Source organism: Rhodococcus sp. AW25M09, from assembly GCF_000333955.1.
Classification (GTDB): domain Bacteria; phylum Actinomycetota; class Actinomycetes; order Mycobacteriales; family Mycobacteriaceae; genus Rhodococcoides.
In genome coordinates, this window is the sequence record NZ_CAPS01000072.1 from 41,730 (window position 1) to 59,318 (window position 17,589).

Below are 17,589 nucleotides of genomic sequence, written 5' to 3' on the forward strand. Positions count from 1 at the left end.
CATGGCCGAATCTGTGCACGACTCTCGGACCGACCTGACCTGGTTGCGCGGCAGTGCGGTGTTGGTGACCGGTGCCCGCATCTCGGGGCTCGCCGTCGTGCAGCCGCTGCTCGACCTCGGAGCCGTCGTCACCGTCACCGATTCCGATCTCAGCGCACTCGACGAGGCGTCGAACATCGGTGCCGCGGTGGTGCTGCAGGACGACCTGCTGGCCGATCGGGAGGCAATCGCCGCCTTCTCCCTCGTCGTCACCAGCCCCGGGTTTCGTCCCGACTCCCCGGTGTTGGCCGCCGTTGCCGAGCAGGGCATTCCGGTGTGGGGCGACGTGGAGTTGTCGTGGCATGTCGACCGGGCCGAGCTGTACGGTCCCGAAACTCGCTGGCTGGTGGTGACCGGTACCAACGGAAAGACGACGACCACCTCGATGTTGGCGTCGATTCTCGAGTCGGCCGGAATCGAATCGGTGGCCTGCGGCAACATCGGACTCCCCATCGCCGACGCGTTGCGACGTACCCCACATCCGAGTGTCCTCGCCGTCGAGCTGTCGTCGTTCCAGTTGTTCTGGGCTCCGTCGGTGCGGCCGGCGGCAGGGGTGGTGCTCAACATCGCCGAGGATCATCTCGATTGGCACGGCGGTATGGACGGTTACGTACAGGCCAAGGCCCGCGCGTTGACCGGCGACGTCGCGGTCGTCGGCCTCGACGATGCCCGGGCGGCGAGTCTGCAGGCCGGGTCGTCTGCTCCCGTGACCGTCGGTTTCCGGCTGGGGGAGCCGGCCGTGGGTGAGTTCGGAGTGCGGGCCGGAGTGCTCGTGGACAACGCCTTCGGCGAGAATATCGACCTCGTCGCCGCTGCAGACGTAGAGCCGAGCGGACCGTCCGGCATTCTCGATGCACTTGCGGCGGGGGCACTGGCTCGCTCGATAGGGGTCGAGGCCGACGCAGTTCGGGCGGGTCTGCAGAGCTACCGGGTGGGACCGCACCGGGCCGCGGTCGTGCGTGAGCTCGGCGGAGTGACGTTCATCGACGATTCGAAGGCGACGAACCCGCACGCAGCTCGTTCGTCGATCCTGGCGCACGAGCGTGTCGTGTGGATCGCGGGCGGGTTGTTGAAGGGTGCCGTGATCGACGATCTGGTCGTCGAGATCGCCGATCGGCTCGTGGCTGCGGTGGTTCTCGGCCGTGATGGGATGCAGATCGCAGAGGCTTTGGCGCGACACGCGCCCGATGTTCCGGTCGTGAGGCTCCCTTCGGGAGACGATGCTGGTGTGACTCATGGTGCTGAAGATGCTGATGCGGTGATGCGTGCGGTCGTTGCCCACGCGGCGGGACGCGCTGCGCCGGGGGATACCGTCCTGCTGGCCCCAGCGGCCGCATCGCTGGACATATTCGTCGACTACGGCCACCGCGGTCGTAGCTTCGCCGATTCGGTGCTGCGCCTCGAGGTCGCCGACATCGGATCGACACGATCGTGACCACTACCGGGCAGTCGCCGCGTACACCGCGCCGTACCGCTGCCCCGCGCACCCGCATCGGTCTGTGGTTCGGCCGGCCGCTGGCGTCGTTCCACCTGGTCGTCACGATTGCCGTACTGCTCACCGTGCTGGGCCTGGTGATGGTTCTGTCGGCGTCGTCCGCCGAGTCCTTCGCGGCCGACGAATCCGGCTACGCCCTGTTCACTCAGCAGTTGATCGGCGTCGCGCTGGGTGCGGTCGCGTTCTACGTCGCGCTTCGATTGCCGGTCCGATACCTCAGGAAGCTGTCGTTTCCGCTTTTCCTCGTCTCGATCACCATGCTGATGCTCGTGTTGATCCCCGGCATCGGTGCCGAACGCCAGGGTGCACGGCGATGGTTCGACTTCGGTGTCGTCTCGTTCCAGCCGTCCGAGCTCGCGAAGGTCGCGCTGGTGCTGTGGGGCGCACACCTGCTGGCCTCGCGTCGCAGCGAACACGGCAACATCAAGTCGTTGCTGGTGCCGCTGCTACCGGCAGGTCTTCTGATGTGTCTGCTGGTCGTGTTGCAGCCGAACCTCAGTACCGCGATCGCCCTCGGCATCATCCTGGTGGCTTTGCTCTGGTTCGCCGGCCTCAACGCCCGACTGTTCGGTGCCGTTCTGATGACCGGTCTGGCTCTGGCCACGATTCTCGCGTTCACCGCCGGTTACCGCTCCAACCGCGTCAAGGCCTGGCTGAATCCGGGTGACGACACCCAGGGTCTGTCGTATCAGTCCACGCAGGCCAAGTACTCACTCGCCGACGGCGGACTGTTCGGTCGGGGGCTGGGGCAGAGCCGCGCAAAGTGGAGCTACCTGCCCAACGCACACAACGACTTCATCTTCGCCATCATCGGCGAGGAACTCGGAACGATCGGCTGCCTCGCGGTCATCGGATTGTTCGGTCTGTTCGTCTACACGGGCCTGCGCATCGCCATGCGGTCGGTGGATCCGTTTCTGCGCCTGTTGACCGCCGGTGCCACGTGCTGGGTGTTCGGCCAGGCCATGATCAATATCGGCTACGTCGTCGGGCTGCTGCCGGTGACCGGTCTGCAGTTGCCGCTGGTGTCCTACGGCGGCACGTCGACTGCGATCACCTTGCTCATGTTCGGCATCATCGCGAGCGCGGCCCGGCACGAACCGGAAGCCATCGCGGCGCTGCATGCGGGGCAGGAGGGTCGTATCGCCCGGGCCCTCAGGTTGCCGCTGCCTGCCGTCTTCTCGCCCAAACGAGCCGCGATGGCGCGATCGAAGTCCACTCGTCCCACCCTCGCGGCGCAGGACCGCAAGCGGCTCGAATCACGCAAGGCCAAGGGCAAGGACGGCCGCGGCGCGCGAGCTCCCGAGCCGGTTCGCGCCCGCACTCGCGTGTCCGGTACACGGTCCGGTTCGCCGACATCGTCCGGCCACCGTACGGACTCGGCCCGCCGAGCCGAGGTGCAGCGTCGAGAGACCGCCGCCGGATCTCGGTCGGCCTACCGTCCCCGTCCGGAACCACAGAATTCGTACCGCCCTCGACCGGAACCACAACCCGGTCGGCCACCCGTCCGCTCGGGTGAGCGAGGATATCGACGGTGAAGAAGACATCTCGACCGATTTCCGTAGTGGTTGCCGGTGGCGGAACGGCCGGGCACATCGAGCCTGCGCTCGCCGTGGCGGACGCCCTGCGCGTCCTCGACCCCACTGTCACCGTCACCGCCCTCGGCAGCAGCCGCGGCTTGGAGACGACGCTCGTCCCGGCTCGGGGTTACGCACTCGAACTCATCCCACCCGTTCCGCTGCCTCGCAAGCCCACCGTCGATCTACTGAAGCTGCCGGTTCGCGTCGTGCGTTCGGTGCGTCGAACCAGGGAGATCTTCGCGGCCGTGGAGGCCGACGTACTAGTCGGGTTCGGTGGTTACGTCGCATTGCCTGCCTACCTCGCCGCACGCGGTCGATTGCTCGGCCGCGGCGGCCGAATTCCCGTGGTCATTCACGAGGCCAACGCGCGGGCCGGCATCGCCAACAAGGTCGGCGCACGGTCGGCCCAGCGTGTGCTCGCGGCAGTCTCTGGATCGGGTATCGCCGCGCGCGGTTCTGCGGACGCGGAGGTGATCGGAATCCCGGTGCGGCCCACTATTACCGGTCTCGACCGGGCCGCGATGCGCGCGCAGGCCCGTGCACATTTCGGCCTACCCGACAATGGCCCGGTGCTGCTGGTGTTCGGTGGCTCGCAGGGAGCCCGGTCACTCAACGACGCGGTCTCGGGAGCGTCGTCTGCTCTCGCCGGTGCCGGCATCTCGGTGCTGCACGCACACGGCCCCAAGAACACACTCGACGTCGAGCAGAGCAATCCGGACGCGCCGTACGTCGCGCTCCCGTACATCGACCGGATGGATCTGGCATACGCGGCCGCGGATCTGGCGATCTGTCGGTCCGGGGCCATGACGGTCGCCGAGGTGTCCGCGACCGGTCTACCCGCGGTCTACGTACCCCTGCCGCACGGCAACGGCGAGCAGGAGCTCAACGCTCGTCCGGTCGTCGACGCCGGAGGTGGCATCCTGGTACCCGATGCGACACTCACCCAGCACTTCGTGACCGATACGGTGGTTGCGATGGTGGCCGACACCGAACGAATCGCCACCATGTCTCGTGCTGCGGCCGCGGCCGGGCACAAGGGGGCAGCAGCTGCAGTTGCGCAGATCGTGCTCGATACTGCGCACGCGGCGCGGCCTTGAGGCAGGCGACGTCGAGCAAGCGAAGAGAACGAGGGAGACGTCCGCGTGACAACTGAGGGTGGGGCGATGTCGGATTTGCCGACAGAGCTCGAACGAGTACACATGGTGGGAATCGGTGGTGCCGGAATGTCCGGTATCGCGCGTATTCTGCTGGCGCGCGGCGGGCAGGTGTCGGGATCGGACGCCAAGGAATCACGAGGTGTGCTCGCGCTACGCGCACGAGGTGCCCAGGTGCGTATCGGTCACGATGCCAGCGCTCTCGACATGATCGACGGCGGTCCCACCGTCGTGGTGACGACCCATGCCGCGATTCCTCAGACCAATCCCGAGCTCGTCGAAGCCCGCGAACGCGGAATCCCGGTGGTGTTGCGACCGGCGGTGCTGTCCTCTCTCATGCAGGGGTACCGCACGTTGCTTGTCTCGGGTACCCACGGGAAGACGTCGACCACCTCGATGTTGGTCGTCGCGCTCCAGCACTGCGGGTTCGATCCATCGTTCGCGGTCGGGGGAGAGCTCAACGAGGCCGGGACCAATGCCCATCACGGCAGCGGCGATGTGTTCGTGGCCGAAGCGGACGAGAGCGACGGATCGCTGCTGCAGTACAGCGCCAACGTCATCATCGTGACCAATATCGAGGCCGATCACCTGGACTATTTCGGCACCACCGAGGCCTACGTGCAGGTGTTCGACGATTTCGCCGCACTGCTCGGTCCGGGCGGTGTCCTCGTGGCCTGCATGGACGATCCCGGTTCGGCAGCGCTGGCTCGCCGCGTGGTCGACCGGAACATGCCCGGCGTGAAGGTGCTGGGTTACGGGTCTTCGGACATCGATGCAGGACCGGTCGAGATGGCCGTTCGGTTGTTGTCGTGGGTTCCCGAGGACATCGGTGGTGTCGCCCAGCTGCAGATCGCGGGCGAGGACGCAGCGCGCACGGTGAGGCTCGGTGTTCCCGGACGGCATACCGCACTCAATGCGTTGGCGGCGTTCGTCGCGGCGCGGCAGGTCGGTGCCGGTATCGAGGAATTGCTGGCCGGTCTCACCGGCTTCGGCGGCGTTCATCGGCGTTTTCAGTTCACCGGGCGGGAGCACGGTGTCCGAGTGTTCGACGACTACGCGCACCACCCCACCGAGGTTCGCGCGGTGCTCACGGCAGCGCAGGCTCTGGTTGCCGGTCAGGGCAGTACGGGTGACAGACAGGGGCGGGTGGTCGTGGTGTTTCAGCCCCACCTGTACTCGAGAACCGCGACGTTCGCCGATGAATTCGGTGCAGCATTGTCGTTGGCCGACGAGATCGTGGTGCTCGATGTCTTCGGCGCGCGCGAGGAGCCCCTACCCGGGGTGACCGGCGCGCTGGTGGCGGCTGCGGTGACCAAACCGGTGAACTATCAGCCGGATCTGTCGTTGGTGGCCAAGCAGGTCGCTCATCTCAGCGTTCCCGGCGACGTGGTCATCACCATGGGTGCCGGTGACGTCACGATGCTCGGCAAACCGATTCTGGATGCACTTCGATCGAAAACCGACTTCGGTGCTGCAGCCGGCCGCGGAGTATCGAAGGATCGGCCGTCGACGTGAGCCGCCGCTCCGACCCGGCCCGTTCTTCGGGTTCGGCAACAGCTGCAGAACACGATGATTCGTCGAACACGGTGAGCGAGAAGCAGGCGCGCGCTCTGGCGCGAGAAGAAGAACGTGCCCGGGTCGCACGTTCTCGGCGCAAGGCCACGCTCATCGCGCTGGCCGTCGTAATTGTCGTGGTGGGATCGGCTGCGCTGGTGTATTTCACGCCTCTCATGTCTGTTCGGACGATTGCGGTTGCAGGTGAGTCCTCGGTATCCGAGCAGGAAATTCTCGATCGGCTCGACGTTCCCGCCGGTCTTCCGCTGGTTCGGGTCGATACCGCGGCGGCGGCGCAGCGGGTGGCGATGATTCCGGCGTTGGCGACGGTGCGTGTTCAACGCAAATATCCCTCGACCGTGCAGGTGACGGTGGAGGAGCGAGTCCCGGTGGCGTTCTTCGATTCTCCGGACGGCACCCATCTGCTCGACTCGACCGGGGTCGATTTCGCAATCGCGCCACCGCCGCCCGGGGTGGTTCGGCTGGTGACAGAGAATCCGGCGTTCGGTGATCCGGTGACGAAAGATGCACTGGCGGTGCTCGATACGTTGCCGCCACTGCTGCGTGATCAGGTCGGCGAGCTTCGGGCGAGCACGTTGTCCGATATCTCGATCCTGCTGCTCGACGGGCGAACCGTGGTGTGGGGAAGTAAGGACAAGTCGGAGCGAAAGGCCGCGGTGGCGATCGCGCTGTTGTCGCAGCCCGGGCAGATTTTCGACGTGTCGAGTCCGGATCTACCCACCACGAAATAGTTTCGGTACGAAAGACGCATATTTCTGTCGGGGCGTCGGCGCGCCTAATGGCGATAACCGTCGGTGATGAATAGCGTTTCGACCAGTTCAGTACTTGACATAACTCTAAGCCTGTGGTTTAGGTTGAGAGTTTTCCACATTTCACGCAACACTCCATGGAAGGCGAGAGCCCATGACGCCCCCGCACAACTACCTCGCCGTAATCAAGGTCGTCGGCATCGGCGGCGGCGGCGTGAACGCGGTCAACCGCATGATCGAACAAGGACTCAAGGGAGTCGAGTTCATCGCGGTCAACACCGACGCTCAGGCCTTGCTGATGAGTGACGCAGACGTCAAGCTCGACGTGGGACGCGAGCTGACCCGCGGGCTCGGCGCAGGTGCCGATCCCGAGGTGGGTCGCCGCGCAGCGGACGATCACAAGGACGAGATCGAAGAGGTGCTCAAGGGTGCCGACATGGTCTTCGTCACCGCAGGTGAGGGTGGCGGTACCGGTACCGGTGGCGCTCCCGTGGTCGCCAACATCGCCCGCAAGCTCGGCGCCTTGACCGTCGGTGTCGTCACCCGTCCGTTCTCGTTCGAGGGCAAGCGTCGCGGAGGGCAGGCCGATACCGGCATCCAGCAGCTCCGCGAATCGTGCGACACGCTCATCGTGATCCCCAACGACCGACTGCTCCAGCTCGGCGACGCGGCCGTCAGTCTCATGGACGCGTTCCGCAGCGCGGACGAAGTACTTCTCAACGGCGTTCAGGGCATCACCGACCTGATCACCACTCCGGGCCTGATCAACGTCGACTTCGCCGACGTCAAGGGCGTCATGTCCGGTGCAGGCAGCGCATTGATGGGTATCGGTTCCTCTCGGGGTGAGGGTCGCGCGATCAAGGCTGCCGAGTCGGCGATCAACTCACCACTTCTCGAAGCTTCGATGGAGGGTGCACGCGGTGTGCTGCTGTCCATCGCCGGTGGATCGGACCTCGGTCTGTTCGAGATCAACGAGGCGGCGTCGCTGGTGCAGGAAGCAGCGCACATCGATGCGAACATCATTTTCGGAACCGTCATCGACGATTCGCTCGGCGACGAAGTCCGCGTGACCGTCATTGCGGCAGGCTTCGACGGCGGCACCCCGAACCGTCGCCCGATCGAGGCTGCCGCCAACGCGCGCGGCCCGATCGGATCGGCGCGCTCGGGAGAAGTGTCTTCGCGATCGAGCGAGAGTTCCGACGGGGCAGTGTTCCGTGACCCGGTCGGAACATCGAGTGGCAGCAGCCTGCCGCCGTTGAACTCGTCGAGCTCTTCGAATCGTGAATCGTCCAGCCGCGAGTCCGCTTCCGGCAGCGGCCGCGAGTCCGTCGGTTCCGGCCGTCGGGTGCCGATCGCCGAGGACGACGGCGAAGACGAGGTCGATGTGCCGTCCTTCATGCGGCGGTGAGTGAGTCAGCCTCCACCGATCCATTTCGGGTCCGCCGCGTCTCGACCACGCGCGCGGGTGGTGTCTCGGCACCGCCGTTCGACACCTTCAACCTCGGTGACCACGTCGGCGACGATCCCGCTGCCGTCGAGGCCAATCGCCGACGCCTCGGTGACCGGCTGGGTATGGGGCTCGAGCGGCTGGTGTTCATGGAGCAGGTGCACGGACGCACCGTCACTGTGGTCGACGGCCCGACGACCGAACCGATACCCATGACCGACGCGTTGGTGACGACGCAGCACGATCTAGGGCTGGTGGTGCTGAGCGCCGACTGCGTTCCGGTGCTGCTCTCCGACGAGGAGGCGGGCGTGATCGCTGCGGTCCACGCCGGCCGGGTCGGTGCCCGCATCGGCATCGTGCCTCGGGTGTTGGCCGCAATGGTCGAGCTCGGTGCGGTGCCGGCGAGAATCGGGGCATTTCTCGGCCCCGCGGCCAGCGGCCGACAGTACGAGGTCCCGGCGCACATGCGATCGGACGTGGACAAACACCTTCCCGGCAGTGCCACGACGACCGTTCGCAATACACCCGGACTCGATATCCCTGCCGGCATCCGGGCGCAGCTGCTGGCGGCGGGATTGTCCGGGGTGGCGCAGGATCCACGGTGCACAATCGAGGACAGGACCCTGTTCAGTCATCGCCGCGAGGGGTCGACCGGCCGGATCGCCAGTGTCGTGTGGATGGACAGTGGATCCGCCGACGATCGACCGACCGGCAGCGAGCGATAGGTCAAGCAGCAGAGGAGGTTGTCATGAGCGAACCCACCGATCACGCCGAATCCACCGACCGTGCCCGGCAGATCGAGACGGCGTTGACCTCGGTGCGGGAGCGGTTGTCTCGCGCCTGCGCCGAGGCGGGGAGAACCGCCCAGGACGTCGCCCTGCTACCGGTGACCAAGTTCTTTCCGGCCTCCGACGTTCGCACCCTGTACCGACTCGGATGCCGCGACTTCGGTGAGTCGAGAGAACAGGACGCGACGCCGAAGGTGGCCGAGACGGTCGACGAATTTCGCGACGACCCGCCTCGGTGGCACATGATCGGCCATCTGCAGCGCAACAAGGCGAAGTCCGTTGCGGCCTGGGCGCAGTCGATCCATTCCGTGGACAGCCTGCGGCTGGTCAACGCTCTGTCCAAGGCGGCGACGGCGGCACTGGAGGAGGGCGTCCGGCAGGCCGAACTCGACGTTCTCGTTCAGGTCAGTCTCGACGGGGACGCGCACCGCGGTGGTGTAGAGCGTGACGAAGTGCACGCACTTGCGGAGGCTGTGTCGAGCGCAACCGGTGTTCGCCTGGCAGGGCTGATGGCGGTGCCTCCGCTCGACGCCGATGCGGACGCAGCGTTCGCCGATCTGCAGAGCCTTCATCGCCGTGTGCTGCTCGATCATCCAGGGGCGCGGGAGTTGTCCGCGGGCATGACCGGTGACCTGGAAGCTGCTGTGCGCCACGGATCGACGTGCGTGCGTGTCGGTACCGCAATACTCGGCGCGCGGCCGATAACCTCGCAATAACAGTCCACGGATCACATCAGTCACAACAGACACTTGCGAACCTGGGGATCGACAGTAGACACCGCCACGGAAGGCAGAACGATGAGCACCCTGCACAAGTTCAAGGCGTACTTCGGCATGGTTCCGCTCGCCGACTACGAGGACGACTACCTCGACGAGCCTGACACGCGCCATAGTTCCCGTGGTGGTCGCGACTACGACGACGTAGACGACCGCGAGTTCGTGAAGCCGTCGTTCGGTGGATCTCGGCACGCACATATCGAGGACGAGTACGACGACTACGAAGCACCTCGGCCGGCAGCCACTCTCGCGCCGATCGGTGGTAGGGCACGCGGGTCGGCACCGTCGACGCGAGGCCCGGCAACCCGAGGAGCATTGGCCATGGACACTCGTATGGATGTGCGTGCAGAAACTCGACGCAGCCCGATCGTCGACGACGGCGGTCCGCTGTCGAAGATCACCACGTTGCGCCCACGCGACTACAGCGAGGCCCGCACGATCGGCGAGCGCTTTCGCGACGGAACTCCGGTCATCATGGACCTGGTCGAAATGAGCAACGCGGATGCCAAGCGGCTGGTGGATTTCGCCGCCGGTCTGGCTTTCGCTCTGCGTGGTTCTTTCGACAAGGTGGCGACGAAGGTATTCCTGCTTTCGCCTTCCGATGTGGATGTGTCACCGCAGGAGCGTAGGCGGATCGCCGAGACCGGCTTCTACAGTCAGCAGTGAGACATTCGCTGCTCGAAGCGGTAGTTCAGGGCTGTGACCAGCGCGCTTTGCTCAGCCAGGCGAAGTCAGGCAGAGTATAGCCGTGATCGTGTTCACGGTGATCAACATCGTATTGTTTCTCTTTTGGCTCCTTCTCATCGGTCGAATCATCGTCGAGTTCATCAGGACTTTTGCGAGAGATTGGCAACCGACCGGGGTGGTCGTCGTCTTGCTCGAGGCGATCTTCACGGTCACCGACCCGCCGGTGAAGTTTCTGCGTAGGATAATTCCGCCGCTCAACCTCGGCGGAGTGCGACTGGATCTTTCCATCATGGTCCTGCTCTTCGTCGTCTTCATCATGTGGAATGTGACCAGCAGTCTCGCGGCCTGAGGCCGTGGATGGAATGTTAGAACTCGGGACGGGCGCAAGCCGCGTGTCCCGTGTGACAGAATGGACGCCAGTTACAGTTTGATTGTTCTGCACTCGCGCGGAATGGCATATAACTGAATGCTTGCTCTACCGCCCCAAGACGCGTGAAGGGATCCTTCCATGCCGCTGACTCCAGCTGATGTGCACAACGTAGCTTTCAGTAAGCCGCCCATCGGTAAGCGCGGTTACAACGAAGACGAGGTCGACGCTTTCCTCGACCTCGTCGAGCAAGAGTTGTCGCGACTGATCGAAGAGAACGCCGACCTACGCCAGCGGGTCGGTGAGCTCGATCAGGAGCTTGCAGATTCCAAGAATTCGGCACGGCAGAACCCGCAGCCTGCTCAGGCCGCGGCACCGAAGCCCGAGCCGCAGCGTCCGGTGGATCCCCCCAAGCCGCCGCCCGTCGCTGCGCAGCCCGCACCCGTCGCACCCGTTGCTGCGGCACCCGCGCAGGGTGGCGATTCCAACATGCAGGCCGCGAAGATTCTGGGCCTCGCGCAGGAGATGGCCGATCGTCTCACCGGTGACGCCAAGTCCGAGTCCGAGCAGTTGCTCGGCAACGCTCGCACCAACGCCGAGCGGCTGGTCTCCGATGCTCGCACGCGTTCCGAGGCGATGATGACCGAGGCTCGGCAGAAGTCCGACTCCCTGCTCTCCGACGCGCAGACTCGCTCCGAGACCCAGCTGCGCCAGGCCAAGGAGAAGGCCGACGCGCTGCAGGCGGATGCCGAGCGCAAGCACACCGAGATCATGGCGACGATCAACCAGCAGCGGTCGGTGCTCGAAGGCCGGATCGAACAGCTCAAGACCTTCGAGCGCGAGTACCGGGTGCGGCTCAAGTCCTACCTCGAATCTCAGCTCGAAGAGCTCGAAAACCGTTCGTCTGCGTTGCCTGTGGACAACGGCCAGGAGAACTTCAACCAGGACAATCAGTCGTCCGGCTACAGTCAGTCGTACGCCAAGGGCAACTGACGCACGTTCGAGTGTCGACGCTGTCCTTCATGGCAGCGTCGAACTCGACTGTCGCGTCGAGTATTGAGCGAGGAATCCCGTGCTGGTCCTGACTCTCGGCGCAGCAGCGATCGGGTTCGGCTTACTGGTTCTCGCCCTGATGACGGGGTCCGTGATCTGGGCTTGGGCATGCATCGTCGTGTGTATCGTGGGTGCAGTTCTGCTGCTGGTCGGTGCACTAACGGGCAGACGGGTACCGCCCGAGCCCGACCGATAGCGGGCAGTCGTATGTTTGAGGCAGCAAGAGTTCTCAGGCAGTAAGAGTTCAGGCATCGATCCGGCTATCACCGGAGTCTTCGGAAGAACGACGCCATCGGCGTTCAGTAGAACCGAACGGGTGAGCCCGTCACAGCTCACGTGGAGTGGCTCGATCCGACGCGGTGTCGTCGAGAGCGAGCAAGCGGGGTGGTACCGCGGTGTCGGGCGCACAGAACGCCCGAGCGTCGTCCCCGTGCCAACTGGAGTCGCGTCTTGCACGCGACCGGCACGGAGGAGACCGTTATGACAGATGCAAGCGCACGCCCGATCTCGGCGTCGTACCCGCGGGTCGACTTGGCCGAAGGCCGATCGGGTAGCGTCCCTTTCCCCGATCTCGAGCGCATCGTGCTGCACGAGTGGGCCGAGGACGGCACGTTCCGAGCCAGTATCGACAACCGGGCGGATGCCGAGGAGTTCGTCTTCTACGACGGGCCTCCCTTCGCGAACGGCTTGCCCCACTACGGGCACCTGCTCACCGGCTACGTCAAGGACCTCGTCCCGCGGTTCCAGACGATGCGCGGCAAGAAGGTCGAACGCCGCTTCGGCTGGGACTGTCATGGACTGCCCGCAGAGTTGGAAGCGGAGAAGCAGCTCGGCATCAAGGAAAAGTCCGAGATCGACGAGATGGGTCTGGCGAAGTTCAACGCCTACTGCAAGCAGTCGGTGTTGCAGTACACCGACGAATGGCGCGACTACGTCACCCGGCAGGCACGGTGGGTCGACTTCGACAACGACTACAAGACACTCGACGTCGACTTCATGGAGTCGGTCATGTGGGCGTTCAAGACGTTGCACGACAAGGGGCTGATCTACCAGGGCTACCGGGTGCTGCCGTACAGCTGGTACGAGCAGACGCCGTTGTCCAACCAGGAGACCCGGCTGGACGACGCGTACAAGATGCGTCAGGACCCCGCGGTCACCGTCCTGATGCCCTTGACTGCTCCTGGCTCGCCCCTGGACGGCGCGAACGCACTGATCTGGACCACCACTCCGTGGACTCTTCCGTCCAACCTGGCGATCGCGGTGCATCCGGAAGTGCACTACGTGCAGGTGCGGGGACTCGACGGTGAGCGTTACGTGCTTGCCGCTGCGCGTCTGTCGCACTACGCGAAGGAGCTGGGGGAGGAGCCGGAGGTGCTTTCCGAGCACACCGGTACCGAGCTGGTCGGGCTCCAGTACGCGCCGCCGTACGACTTCTTCCTGGGCCACGAGAACGCGCACCGCGTGCTGCATGCCGATTACGTCACCACCGACTCGGGCACCGGAATCGTCCACCTCGCACCGGCTTTCGGTGAAGAGGACATGGACGTCGCCACCGCGAACGGCATCGAGGTGGTGCAACCGCTCGATGCAGGCGGCAAGTTCACCTCGCTGGTGCCGCCGTACGAGGGTCTGATGGTGTTCGACGCCAATCCGGTGATCATCAAGGACCTCAAGGCATCGGGCCGGTTGCTACGGCACGAGACCATCGAGCACTCCTATCCGCACAGCTGGCGCAGCGGTCAGCCGCTGATCTACATGGCGGTGCCGTCGTGGTTCGTCGCGGTCACCAAGTTTCGTGATCGGATGGTCGAGCTCAACCAAGAGATCACCTGGGTGCCCGAGCACATCAAGGACGGCCAGTTCGGCAAGTGGCTCGAAGGTGCACGCGATTGGAACATCAGCCGAAACCGATACTGGGGCAGCCCGATTCCGGCGTGGACGTCCGACGACCCGGCCTACCCTCGCCTCGATGTGTACGGCAGCCTGGACGAGCTCGAACGTGACTTCGGCGTGCGCCCCACCGATCTGCACCGCCCCTACATCGACGATCTGACGCGTCCCAATCCGGATGATCCGACCGGTAAGTCGACGATGCGTCGCGTGCCGGAGGTGCTCGACTGCTGGTTCGAGTCCGGTTCGATGCCGTATGCACAGGTGCACTTCCCGTTCGAGAACGAGGAATGGTTCCAAACACACAATCCGGGCGATTTCATCGTCGAGTACAACGGGCAGACCCGCGGCTGGTTCTACACCCTGCATGTGCTGGCCACCGCCCTGTTCGACAGGCCGGCCTTCAAAACCGTCGCTGCACACGGCATCGTGCTCGGTGACGACGGTCTGAAGATGAGCAAGTCCAAGGGCAACTACCCGGACGTCAAGGAGGTGTTCGACCGCGACGGCTCCGACGCCATGCGGTGGTTCCTGATGTCGTCGCCGATCCTGCGCGGCGGAAACCTGATCGTCACCGAGCAGGGCATCCGCGAGGGAGTGCGGCAGGCACTGTTGCCGATCTGGAACGCGTGGAGCTTCTTGCAGCTCTATGCGTCGACGCCGGGGCAGTGGCGCACCGATTCTCCGCACGTACTCGATCGGTACGTGCTGGCCAAGCTCGCTGCCACCAGAGATGCCATCACCGATGCGCTCGAGGGCAACGACATCGCCGGTGCCTGCGATCAGCTGCGCACATTCTGCGATGCGCTGACCAACTGGTACGTGCGGAGGTCTCGTTCACGTTTTTGGAGCGAGGACGTCGACGCGATCGACACCTTGCACACGGTCCTCGAGGTACTCACCCGGATCGCCGCCCCACTGTTGCCGTTGATCAGCGAAGTGGTGTGGCGCGGATTGACCGGTGGCCGCTCGGTGCACCTGACGGATTGGCCGGAGGCCGGCGAACTGCCGTCCGATCCGGAACTCGTCGACAGTATGGACGAGGTTCGCACTGTCTGCTCGACGGTCCTCGGTCTGCGTAAGGCCCAGAACCTGCGCGTTCGGTTGCCGCTGCCCGAGGTGACGGTTGCCGCTGCCGACGCCGAGCGCCTGCGTCCGTTCCTCGACATCATCGCCGACGAGGTGAACGTCAAGAAGGTCGATCTCACCGAAGACGTTGCCGTACACGGAAAATTCGAGCTCGTCGTCAATGCACGTGCGGCCGGCCCTCGGATCGGCAAGGACGTCCAGACCGTCATCAAGGCGGTCAAGGCAGGCGACTGGTCCGAAGACGCCGACGGTGTGGTCAGTGCCGCGGGAATTGCGTTGTTGCCCGAGGAATTCACCCGCAGGCTCGTGGCAGCCGAGCCCGAGTCGACGGCTCCGTTGCCCGGAAACGCCGGACTCGTGGTGCTCGATTCGGTCGTCACCGAGGAGCTCGAAGCAGAGGGTTGGGCCAAGGACCGCATCCGAGAACTGCAGGACGCGCGTCGCAGTCACGGATTGGACGTCTCGGACCGCATCGACATCGTGATCGACGTTCCCGAGCAGAGGCGAGCGTGGCTCGATACCCACCGCGATCTGATCGCGGGCGAGGTACTCGCGCTCTCGCTCGTCGACGGCACCGTCGGCGACGACGGCAGCGATCTCGGTGAAGGGGTTCGGGCAGTGATCACCAAGTCGTCGTGACCGAAGGTCGCCACGTCACCGTGACCGACGGTCGCCACGTCACCGTGACCGACGGTCGCCACGTCACCGTGGCCGAAGATGCTGTGACGGTCGACTCCGTCCGCGAGTTTCTCGCCGAGGCTCGCGGCGGTGTGGTGCCCATTGTCGCCGCCGGTCACCCGGTGTTGCGGTCCAGAGCGGCACGCTACGCGGGGCAGTTGGACACCGACACGTTCGCCGAGTTGATCGAGGTGATGCGTGCGACCATGCGCGGCGCACCCGGTGTCGGTTTGGCTGCGCCACAGATCGGAATCCCGTTGCAGGTAGCGGTGATCGAGGATCTGTACGAGGTCGGCGCAGACGTCGCTCACGTCCGCGAGCGCACTCCGCTGCCGTTCCGCGTGCTGGTCAATCCGCGGTACACCCCGGTCGGATCGCAGACGGTCAGCTTCTTCGAGGGGTGCCTCAGCGTTCCCGGCTACCAGGCCGTCGTGACCCGAGCGCGCGAAGTGCGGCTCGAGTGCACCGACGAACTGGGGCGCGAGATCGACGAGGTTCTCCGCGGCTGGCCGGCCAGGATCGTGGCCCACGAGACCGACCATCTCGACGGAACGCTGTACATCGACACCGCGCACACCCGCTCGTTGACCACGAGCGAGCAGTACGGCGAGCTGTGGTCGGATCCGACACCCGAACGCGCAGCGAAGGCGCTCGGCTTCTCCGTCGATCCTCGCTGACCGTGCCCGACATCGCCGACGACACCCTGCGGAGTCGCCGATGGGTGTTGCACCTGGACATGGATGCGTTCTTCGCCTCCGCCGAACAATTGACCAGGCCCACGCTGCAGGGTCGACCGGTCCTGGTCGGCGGTGCAGGCGGGCGAGGAGTGGTGGCGGGCTGCAGCTACCAGGCCCGGGCATTCGGGGCCCGATCGGCGATGCCGATGCATCAGGCTCGCCGGCTGGTCGGCGCGACCGCCGTGGTGCTGCCGCCCCGATTCGCGCTGTACTCGGAGCTGAGCAGGCGGGCGTTCGAGGCATTGCGGGGGCGGATGCCCGTCCTCGAACAGCTCTCGATCGACGAGGCGTTCGGCGAGCCGCTCGAACTGGCCGGAGCGACGGTGCGCGAGGTCGACCGGTTCTGCGCGGATCTGCGCACCCTGGTACTGGCGGAGACCGGGCTGGTGGCCTCGATCGGTGCAGGATCGGGCAAGCAGATCGCCAAGATCGCGTCGGGACTGGCCAAGCCCGACGGGATCACCGTCGTGGCTCCCGGAATACAGGCCGAGCTGATGGCTGATCTGCCGGTACGGAAGTTGTGGGGGATCGGCCCTGTTGCTGGTGAACGATTGCACCGCTTGGGAATCGACACCATCGGCAAGTTCGTGGCCACACCCGAGTCGGAGGTGGCATCGATCCTGGGGGCCACGATGGGGCCGAGCCTGCATCAGCTGGCGCGAGGAATCGACAATCGTGTGGTGGCCGAGCGTGCCGAGGCCAAACAGGTCAGCGCCGAGACGACATTCGCGCAGGACGTCATCTCGCTGGCTCAGCTCCGACCTGCCATCGAGTCCATCGTCGACTCGACGCATCGACGACTGCTGAAGGACGGCCGGGGAGCCAGGACCGTGGTGCTCAAACTGCGTAAGTCCGACATGAGCATCATCACCCGGTCGGCAACGCTGCCGTACGCGACGGTGGACAAGCAGACCATCGTGGCCACCGCACAGCGGTTGGCGGTCGACCCGGTCGACGTCGGCCCCATTCGTCTGGTCGGAGTCGGCTTGGCCGGGCTGTCGGCAGTGCGGCAGGGATCGTTGTTTCCCGAGTTGGAATACGAGCCTGCCGCAGACGCGACCGAGGAGTCGCCTGCGCCCGTCGAGGCCGAATCGAATGTCGTGGTTCCGGACGGCCCGCGCTGGCAACCGGGAATGGACGTCCGGCATCCGGAGTTCGGTCACGGCTGGGTACAGGGTGCCGGTCACGCGGTGGTGACCGTCCGATTCGAGACCCGCACCACCGGGCCTGGTATCGCGCGGACCTTCGCCGAGTCGGACGAGAACCTGGTCGTTGCCGACATTTTGGACAGCCTGAAGTGACTGTGGCAGAGCTGAGGAAACTCTGTGAGGTTTCACAGGTATGGGTTCTGGGTTGTGACTCGACCGATCCGAGCTGACATAGTGGGTTCCGGTCCGAGACGACCCACCCCAGACGACCGACGAGTCACAGAACGATCGAGACGTGACTCAGAGTGAAAAGGACAAGCACTTGAAGCTTCGCAACACC

General features: G+C 65.1%; 15 protein-coding genes. All 15 read left to right on the forward strand.

Features of this window, described 5'->3' with window-relative positions:
- Position 1: 1 nt before the first annotated feature.
- The 15 genes from murD (at position 2) to RHODMAR_RS14515 (ending at position 17,402) form a co-directional block, all read left to right on the forward strand.
- On the forward strand, positions 2 to 1,474 hold the full coding sequence (gene murD / locus RHODMAR_RS14445) for a UDP-N-acetylmuramoyl-L-alanine--D-glutamate ligase (protein WP_008715759.1): 1,473 nt from the start codon (positions 2 to 4) through the stop codon (positions 1,472 to 1,474).
- Entirely contained in the window at positions 1,471 to 3,069 is a 1,599-nt protein-coding gene (gene ftsW / locus RHODMAR_RS14450; RefSeq protein WP_008715761.1) for a putative lipid II flippase FtsW, read from the forward strand. Before murD ends, ftsW begins: the two co-directional genes overlap by 4 nt.
- On the forward strand, positions 3,066 to 4,208 hold the full coding sequence (murG, locus tag RHODMAR_RS14455) for an undecaprenyldiphospho-muramoylpentapeptide beta-N-acetylglucosaminyltransferase (protein WP_008715764.1): 1,143 nt from the start codon (positions 3,066 to 3,068) through the stop codon (positions 4,206 to 4,208). The genes ftsW and murG overlap by 4 nt, the downstream gene beginning before the upstream one ends.
- A gap of 66 nt (positions 4,209 to 4,274) precedes the next feature.
- Positions 4,275 to 5,780 (forward strand): UDP-N-acetylmuramate--L-alanine ligase, encoded by a 1,506-nt coding sequence (murC, locus tag RHODMAR_RS14460; RefSeq protein WP_042939268.1) that lies wholly within the window; start codon positions 4,275 to 4,277, stop codon positions 5,778 to 5,780.
- Entirely contained in the window at positions 5,777 to 6,571 is a 795-nt protein-coding gene (locus RHODMAR_RS14465) for a cell division protein FtsQ/DivIB (protein ID WP_008715768.1), read from the forward strand. Before murC ends, RHODMAR_RS14465 begins: the two co-directional genes overlap by 4 nt.
- 172 nt (positions 6,572 to 6,743) lie before the next feature.
- Entirely contained in the window at positions 6,744 to 7,997 is a 1,254-nt protein-coding gene (ftsZ, locus tag RHODMAR_RS14470; RefSeq protein WP_008715770.1) for a cell division protein FtsZ, read from the forward strand.
- Complete coding sequence (gene pgeF, locus RHODMAR_RS14475) at positions 7,994 to 8,761, forward strand: peptidoglycan editing factor PgeF (protein ID WP_042939270.1); 768 nt, start codon at positions 7,994 to 7,996, stop codon at positions 8,759 to 8,761. The genes ftsZ and pgeF overlap by 4 nt, the downstream gene beginning before the upstream one ends.
- 23 nt (positions 8,762 to 8,784) lie before the next feature.
- The gene (locus RHODMAR_RS14480; RefSeq protein ID WP_008715773.1) at positions 8,785 to 9,540 is read left to right on the forward strand and encodes a YggS family pyridoxal phosphate-dependent enzyme; all 756 of its coding nucleotides are present in this window, start codon (positions 8,785 to 8,787) and stop codon (positions 9,538 to 9,540) included.
- Positions 9,541 to 9,621: 81 nt separating this feature from the next.
- Complete coding sequence (locus tag RHODMAR_RS14485) at positions 9,622 to 10,266, forward strand: cell division protein SepF (RefSeq protein ID WP_008715776.1); 645 nt, start codon at positions 9,622 to 9,624, stop codon at positions 10,264 to 10,266.
- Positions 10,267 to 10,348: 82 nt separating this feature from the next.
- Entirely contained in the window at positions 10,349 to 10,636 is a 288-nt protein-coding gene (locus RHODMAR_RS14490; RefSeq protein ID WP_008715779.1) for a YggT family protein, read from the forward strand.
- 159 nt (positions 10,637 to 10,795) lie between these two features.
- Positions 10,796 to 11,647, forward strand: a complete 852-nt coding sequence (gene wag31, locus RHODMAR_RS14495; protein WP_008715781.1) for a DivIVA-like cell division protein Wag31 — start codon at positions 10,796 to 10,798, stop codon at positions 11,645 to 11,647.
- A 79-nt stretch (positions 11,648 to 11,726) separates the two neighbouring features.
- Complete coding sequence (locus RHODMAR_RS28690; protein WP_008715783.1) at positions 11,727 to 11,903, forward strand: hypothetical protein; 177 nt, start codon at positions 11,727 to 11,729, stop codon at positions 11,901 to 11,903.
- Between the two features lie 284 nt (positions 11,904 to 12,187).
- Complete coding sequence (gene ileS / locus RHODMAR_RS14505; RefSeq protein ID WP_008715785.1) at positions 12,188 to 15,325, forward strand: isoleucine--tRNA ligase; 3,138 nt, start codon at positions 12,188 to 12,190, stop codon at positions 15,323 to 15,325.
- Positions 15,322 to 16,041, forward strand: coding sequence for a peptide deformylase (locus RHODMAR_RS14510; RefSeq protein ID WP_008715787.1), 720 nt, complete (start codon positions 15,322 to 15,324; stop codon positions 16,039 to 16,041). Before ileS ends, RHODMAR_RS14510 begins: the two co-directional genes overlap by 4 nt.
- 59 nt (positions 16,042 to 16,100) lie before the next feature.
- On the forward strand, positions 16,101 to 17,402 hold the full coding sequence (locus RHODMAR_RS14515; protein ID WP_051048043.1) for a DNA polymerase IV: 1,302 nt from the start codon (positions 16,101 to 16,103) through the stop codon (positions 17,400 to 17,402).
- Positions 17,403 to 17,589 lie beyond the last annotated feature (187 nt).